Genomic DNA, 6,412 nt, shown 5'->3' with positions numbered 1-6,412 from the left:
CCCGCGGGTCGAACACGTTCCACGACGAGCTCGGCAGCACGCGGACGCCCACACGCTTGCGCGCCTCGACCAGGCCCATCGAGTCGAGCACCCGGATCGCCTCGCGCACCACCGACCGGGAGACGCCGTAGCGCTCGTCGAGCTGGTCGGTGCGCAGCACCGTGCCGGGCGCCAGGTCACCCGAGACGACCTGACGCCCCAGGGTGTCGAGGACGCGGGCGTGCAGGGCCGTGGACGGTGGTGCGGGCGCTGTGGCTGTCGTGCTCACGGGTCTCCTCGGTCACGGAGGGCGGACATGGCAGGGCCGGTGCCGCGCGGTTGCGCGACACCGGCCCGGTCGATCTCAGTCGACGACGGTGCCGTCGGACTGGACGAGGTGACCCTGCTTCGCCTTGCGCAGCTCCGTCTCGTTGCGGATCTCGCGGAAGCGCTGGTCGGTGAGCGGGTACTTCCAGAAGATGACCATCGCGATCGCGGCGGCGATCGCCGGCAGCAGCCCGATCGTGAAGCGGATGGCGTCGATGGCCGATGACGGCTGGACCGGGTTGGGGTTCGCGGCGCTCGCCGAGAGGTAGCCACCCCAGGCCAGGGCCGCGGCGCCGAGCGCGCCACCGATCGACTGGGTGATCTTGCGAGTGAAGGAGAACACGGCGTAGGTCGCACCCTCGGAGCGGGCGCCCGACTTCCACTCGCCGTACTCGACGGTGTCGGCCTCGAGGCCGAACATCAGCGTGTTGATGAGGGCGGCGCCGATTCCCTTGATGCCGAGGAAGATCAGGGCGGGGGCGATGGCACCGGTCGGCGTGAAGAAGAGCGCCAGGCCGCCGACGACCGTGAACAGCCCACACCACTGGAAGAGCGACTTCTTGCCGAACGTGTCCACGGCCTTGGGGATGAAGGGCGCCGCGACGATGGAGATGCCACTGTTGACCAGGGTGATCGGGCCGAGCCACTTGATGTCACCCATGACGTACTGCGCGTAGAAGGCTGCTGCGCCGCCGACCGCGAAGAGGCCGATGAGGTAGAAGAAGCTCGAGGCGCAGAGGATGCCGAGCGGGCCGTTGTGCCGCAACGCGTCCCAGGTCTCACGGAGGGAGACACGCGGCGTGGTGCGCACGACCTTCTCGCGACAGAGGAAGAAGGTGATGGCGTATGCCAGGGACCCGACCGCGATGAAGAGCAGGGTCGTGTTCGTGAAGATCGCCTGCGCCTGCTCGCGGTAGGCCTCGGGCGAGAGGGTCTTCTTCGCGGCCTTCAGGTCGGAGATCTGCGGGGCGATGATGTAGGTCAGGACCACACCGCCGACGGCGCCTCCGAAGAAGCGGGACGACACGAGCTTCGCGCGCTCCTTGACCGACTGCGTCATGGCCGAGGCCAGCGAGCCGTAGGGGATGTTGACGAGCGAGTACACCAGTCCGAGCACGGCGTACGTCACGTACGCGTAGAGCAGCTTGGCGCCGTCGTCGATCGACGCGGGGATGTGGAAGGTGAGGAAGGAGAGGAAGAGCAGCGGAACCGCGCCGAAGAGGATGAACGGGCGGAACTTGCCCATGCGGGTCATCGTGCGGTCCACGAGCCGGCCGGCCAGCATGTCGGCGAACGCGTCCCAGAGGCGCACGACGAAGAACATCGTCGCGACGGCAGCTGCGGAGAGTCCGGCGACGTCGGTGTAGTAGTAGAGCAGGAACGCCGTGCTCAGGGTGAAGGCCAGGTTGTTGGCGAAGTCGCCGAAACCGTAGCCGACGATCGAGCGCTTGGGCAGCCGCTCGTCGATGAACTTCTGAGCGATCTGCTCTGTGGTGATGGTGGCCATCAGCCGAACTCCTTTGTGGGCCATGGCATTGCTGCCGGATGATGTTTCAAGTACACGGCCGCCGGGCCCGCACCAGCAATCAGTTGCCGCTTGTTGCCGGGGTTGTCGTCGGGGTTGTCGTCGGGGGCGCCTGAGCAGCCTCCGGTGCGCCGGTTCCGGGTGTCGGGAGGGCGAGCAGGTCGGCTGCGGCTGCGAGCTCGCGCAGCCGTCTGGCAGCCGACTCGCGGGCGGCGCGGTAGGCGGCCACGTCAGACGCGTCGGGAACGATCGCGTCGGGACCGGACGGGTCCGCGTCGACGAGCCCCGGTGACAGCGCCTCGAGCGCAGCCTCGAGCGAAGGAGCCTGTCCGAGCGCGTAGAGCCCCAGCGCGGCCGCACCGAGGGCCGAGCCCTCCGCGCCTGCGGTCACGAGCAGGGGACGTCCGAGGACGCCGCCCAGCACCTCGCGCCACAGCGGCGCCCGGAAGACCCCACCGGTGGCGCGGATCGACGTCACGGGACCGACCGCGTCGAGGCCGTCGAGCACGGTCGCCAGCTGGAAGGCGACGCCTTCGACCGCCGCTCGCACGAAGTGGCCGCGCGTGTGGTGCTGGCGCAGGCCGAGGAAGGCGCCGCGCACGTCGGCATCCCAGAGGGGCCCGCGCTCGGCGAGCAGGAAGGGCAGCATGACGAGGCCCTCGCTGCCCGGTGGCACGCCATCGGCGAGCGCGAGCACGTCGGCGTCACGGTCGGGACCTTCGGGCAGGTCCGCAGCCAGGACCGAACCCGCCCAGCGCACGACGGCTCCCCCGTTGCTGATCGGGGTGCCGACGACCCACCGGTCGTCGGTCAGCGCGTAGCAGAAGAGCCGGCCCGTGGGGTCGGCGAAGGGCTCGTCGACGACAAGTCGGAGGGCACCGCTCGTGCCCAGCGACAGACCGGCGACACCGGGTCTCATGGCGCCCGTGCCGAGGTTGCCGAGCGGGCCGTCGCCGGCGCCGAGCACGACGGGTGTGCCGGCCGTGAGCCCGGTGCGACCGGCCGCTTCAGCGGAGAGCGGGAAGGACGCGGTCGTCGGAAGCACGTCGGGCAGCTGGTCACGTCGCACGCCGGCCAGCCCCAAGGCGCGTGGGTCCCACGTGCGGTCGGCGATCGACAGCAGACCCGTCCCGCTCGCCGACGACAGCTCGGTGACGACGCGTCCCGTCAGGGCGAGGACGACGATGTCCTTGAGGCCGGCCCAGGTCGTCGCGCGAGTCGTGAGCTCCGGTTCGCTCCGGGAGAACCAGCGCAGCTTCGTCAGTGGCGACATCGAGTGCACGGGTGTGCCCGAGGAGCGCTGCAGCTCGGCCGCGACCGGGGTGGCACGCAGCTCACGGGCCACGTCGCGCGCCCGCGCGTCGGCCCACGTGACGATCGGGGTGAGGGGGCGATGGTCACCGTCGAGGGCGATGACTCCGTGCATGGCCGTGCTGATCGACACGGCCTCGACCACGGTGGCCCTGTCCAGCTGGGCGACGACATCCGAGAGCGCGCGGTCGACGGCAGTCAGGACCGCTTCGGGCTCCTGGACCCGCCACCCGGAGCGCGGGCGGATGAGCGGGTACTCGTGGGTGGCCGAGACGTTCTGCGCGGTCCCGGCGGGCGGCGTCCGGCCCACCGCGAACGCGACCGCCTTGGCGGCGGTCGTGCCGACGTCGAGGCCGATGACCACCCGGGGTGCGCCGCTCATCGGGACCGGGCCGCCAGGTCGTGCACCTGCTGCGCGACGACGGAAGCCAGGCGCTCGTCGTCGAGGTCGAGCCAGGCGAGCGTGCGCTGCACGGCCTCCTCGACCGAGCCGGCTGCGAGGGCGGTCACCTCGTCGGCCCGAGCGTCGGTGACCGGGGCACCGAGGCCACGCAGGTGGGCCACCCACGCGGCGACGAGCAGGGTGGCGCCGGGGGCGGCGACGCCGCGCTCGAGCTCGGCCCGGATGACGGGAACCGCGCGGATCGGCACCTTCTGCGAACCGTCGGCGGCGATCTGCGCGAGCAGGTGGCGGATACCCGGGTTGCGGTAGCGCTCGAGCAGCGCGGCACGGTAGCCGGTGACGTCGTCGGCCGGCAGGTCCAGGTGCCGTCCGGCCGCGTCCCACCAGGCGTCGACCCACGAGCGGACGACCGGGTCGGCGATGGCGTCGGCCACGGTCTCGTGCCCGAGGGCCGAGCCGGCATACGCCATGAGGGAGTGGGAGCCGTTGAGCAGCCAGAGCTTTCGGCGTTCGAAGGGGCGCACGTCATCGACCACTCGCGCCCCGGCGGCATCCCAGGCGGGTCGCCCGCCCGGGAAGTCACCGGCGAGCACCCACTCGGAGAAGGGCTCGGTCGGCACGACGGCGGCGTCATCGAACCCGGTCAGGTCGCGAACTGCGGCGCGGTCGTCGTCGGTCGTGCGCGGCGTGATGCGGTCGACCATCGTCGTCACGAACGAGACGTTCTCGGGGATCCACGCCGCGAGGTCGGAGTCGACCTGTGCGGCCAGGTCGCCGACGACCCGGGCGGCCATCTCTCCGTTGTCGGGCACGTTGTCGGTCGGCACGATCGCGATCCCGCCTGCTCCGGAGGCACGACGTGCCAGGAGACCCGCGACGAGGCGTCCGGGCGTCGTCACGACGACGCCAGTGACCGGATCCGCTTGCAGCGCAGCGATGTCCGCGGCGACGTCCTTGTCGGCCAGGTCGAGACTCCCGTTTGCCGCACGCTTGTAGCCGGCTTCCGTGACGGTCGACGTCACGACGGCCACCGCCGGGTCTGCTAGGTAGCCGCGGAGGGCCTTCAGGTCATCGCCCGGGTGCACGGCGCTGAGGCTCGAGACGACCTCCGGACGCGCTCCGTCCTCAGCACGGACGAGCAGCGTGTAGAGCCCGTCCTGCGCCGAGAGCGCGTCGGCGACTGCGGCGGACCGCCCGGTGAACGCGGCGATCCCCCACTCGTCCGCGTCAGGGGCGTGCTCGGTGTACCAGGCCGCGTGGGCCCGGAAGAAGTTCCCCACTCCGAGGTGGACGAGGCGTACGGGAGCCGCCGGCCGGCCGGCGTGCTGCCTGCTCAGCCGCGCTCCCGGGACGGCGCTCACGGCATACGGCGGCATCGAGGGGATGGACGGGCTGGGGCTGGTCTCGGTGCTCACAGCTTGAACGCCTTCCTGGGGATGGCGGTCACGAGGTCGACGGCGGTCTCGAGGGCCTCGTCCTCGTCGAGACGGTGCTCCGCGACGAGCTGCGCGAGGTAGGTGCTGTCGAGACGGCGCGACATGTCGTGGCGCGCAGGGATGGAGAGGAACGCCCGGGTGTCGTCGATGAAGCCCGACGTCCGGTAGAAGCCGGCGGTCTCGGTGACCGCCCCGCGGAACCGGCGGACGGCCTCGGGGGCGTCGAGGAACCACCACGGCGCACCCGCGAAGACGCTCGGGTAGAAGCCGGCCAGCGGTGCGATCTCGCGCGAGAAGACTGTCTCGTCGAGCGTGAAGAGGACGAGCTGGAAGCCATCCGCCGTGCCGAACCGGTCGAGCAGCGGCTGCAGGCCCTTCGTGAACTCGACCGTGGTCGGGATGTCGTGGCCCGTGTCGGCACCGAACGCCTCGAACGTCGGCGTGTGGTGGTTGCGGTGGACGCCCGGGTGAAGCGTCATGACGAGGCCGTCCTCGGTGGCCATCCGCGCCATCTCGACGAGCATGTGGCGACGGAACGCCGTCGCATCACCCGGGCTCGCGACCCCTCGGAGGGCGGCGTCGTAGATGCGTGCGGCGTCGACGCCCTCGAGCACGAGCGTCTCCACGTCGGCGTGCGAGTGGTCGGACGACACGGCGCCGTTGTCCTTGAAGAAGCGGCGCCGCTCCTCGAGGGCCGCGATGTAGCCGGCATACGTGCCGGTGTCGATGCCACTCGCCCGGGCCAGGTCTCCCATCAGGTCGGGGAAGCCCGCCCTGCCCGGCTCGAGGTAGCGGTCGGGACGGAACGTCGGCACGACGCGCGGCGCGAAGCTCGCGTCGTCGCGCAGCACGCGGTGGTGGTGCAGGTCGTCCGCGGGGTCGTCCGTCGTGGCGAGCACCTCGATGCCGAATCGGTCCATCAGCGCGCGCGGGCGGAAGTCGGGCCGGGCGATCGTGGCGGCGACGTGGTCGTAGATGCCGTCGGCCGTCTCGGGCGAGAGCCGCTCCGTCACCCCGAAGACGTCGGCGAGGACGCTGTCCATCCAGAAGCGGCTCGGCGTCCCGCGGAAGGCCTTCCAGTGCTCGGCGAGCAGCCCGAACGCCCGTCGCGAACCGGCGGCGTCGAGCGTCCGACCGGCGACGCCGAGGTCCTCCAGCGCGACGCCCTGGGCGTGCAGCAGCCGGAAGACGTAGTGGTCCGGCGAGATGAGCAGCGACGTCGGGTCCGTGAACGGCACGTCGTCGGCGAGCCACACCGGGGGCACGTGACCGTGGGGCGAGATGATCGGCAGGTGGGCGACCACTGAGTAGAGGCGCCGGGCGATCTCGCGGGTGCCGGGGTCGACGGGCAGGAGCCGGTCAGGGTCGAGAGCGAGCGGACGGGCCGCGGCGAGAGTCGTCATGTCGTCCATCGTCTGCCTCGGGTGCGCG

General features: G+C 71.4%; 5 protein-coding genes. All 5 read right to left on the bottom strand.

The window, feature by feature from the left end; all coding sequences use genetic code 11:
* Positions 1–268 (bottom strand): FadR/GntR family transcriptional regulator (locus tag AC1DE0_RS22140; protein WP_478105743.1); only part of this gene is annotated, 268 nt, incomplete at its 3' end.
* 75 nt (positions 269–343) lie between these two features.
* Entirely contained in the window at positions 344–1,813 is a 1,470-nt protein-coding gene (locus AC1DE0_RS22135) for a glycoside-pentoside-hexuronide (GPH):cation symporter (protein ID WP_478105741.1), read from the bottom strand.
* Positions 1,814–1,892: 79 nt separating this feature from the next.
* The gene (locus AC1DE0_RS22130; RefSeq protein WP_478105739.1) at positions 1,893–3,524 is read right to left on the bottom strand and encodes a gluconokinase; all 1,632 of its coding nucleotides are present in this window, start codon (positions 3,522–3,524) and stop codon (positions 1,893–1,895) included.
* Positions 3,521–4,960 (bottom strand): mannitol dehydrogenase family protein, encoded by a 1,440-nt coding sequence (locus tag AC1DE0_RS22125; RefSeq protein WP_478105737.1) that lies wholly within the window; start codon positions 4,958–4,960, stop codon positions 3,521–3,523. The genes AC1DE0_RS22130 and AC1DE0_RS22125 overlap by 4 nt, the downstream gene beginning before the upstream one ends.
* A complete protein-coding gene (gene uxaC / locus AC1DE0_RS22120) occupies positions 4,957–6,384 on the bottom strand; it encodes a glucuronate isomerase (RefSeq protein ID WP_478105735.1) in 1,428 nt (475 codons plus the stop codon). Before uxaC ends, AC1DE0_RS22125 begins: the two co-directional genes overlap by 4 nt.
* Positions 6,385–6,412 lie beyond the last annotated feature (28 nt).

The sequence above is a fragment of the Terrabacter sp. 05T424 genome, from assembly GCF_056396225.1.
Note: the sequence above shows the minus strand (reverse complement) of the source record. Positions and strands in the feature narration are given on the sequence as shown.